The sequence below is a fragment of the Mucilaginibacter rubeus genome, from assembly GCF_014643835.1.
GTDB lineage: Bacteria > Bacteroidota > Bacteroidia > Sphingobacteriales > Sphingobacteriaceae > Mucilaginibacter > Mucilaginibacter rubeus.
Window position 1 is genome coordinate 1 of record NZ_BMKD01000026.1, and the last position, 585, is coordinate 585.

Consider the following 585-nt stretch of genomic DNA (forward strand, 5'->3'; position numbering starts at 1 on the left):
AATACTGTGTCAAGCTTCCAGGTAGACTGCTTTCTTTGGCATGTCCGCAAACGATTTGCAGACCAAGAAATGGGTGATGCCCCATTTCTAGACCGGCTCCGCCGAGATCAGAAGTCCCTGAGAGGAAGAAGCAGCACTCTTGGTCTGGACATCAGAACCGCCACGCGTGAAGGAAAGCATATAGTGGAGCGGATTTTAGAGGAAGAGTCAGATGAAGCATTTAAAATGAGTGTTGCTTCAGTGCCAGCTCCACGCTATCTAACTGACATGACTCTTGAAGAAATGTCAAGAGATTGGTTAATGCTCATTCCCAAACAGAAAATAACAGGGTCCCTATGCATTAGAATGGACCAAGCAATAGTGGACAAAAACATCACATTGAAAGCAAATTTCAGTGTGATTTTCAATCGGCTTGAAGCCCTGATACTACTTAGAGCTTTTACGGAAGAAGGAGCAATTGTAGGCGAAATCTCACCATTACCTTCTCTTCCAGGACATACTGACAAGGATGTCAAAAATGCAATTGAGATCCTCATCGGAGGATTTGAATGGAATGATAACACAGTTCGAGTCTCTGAAACTCTA

Annotated in this window: 1 protein-coding gene; it reads left to right on the forward strand. The window is 43.8% G+C overall.

Annotation, left to right across the window (positions count from 1 at the left end; genetic code table 11):
• Positions 1-183: 183 nt before the first annotated feature.
• Positions 184-585: NS1 family protein (locus IEX80_RS28055; protein WP_229701787.1), on the forward strand; the 402-nt coding region annotated here is incomplete at its 3' end.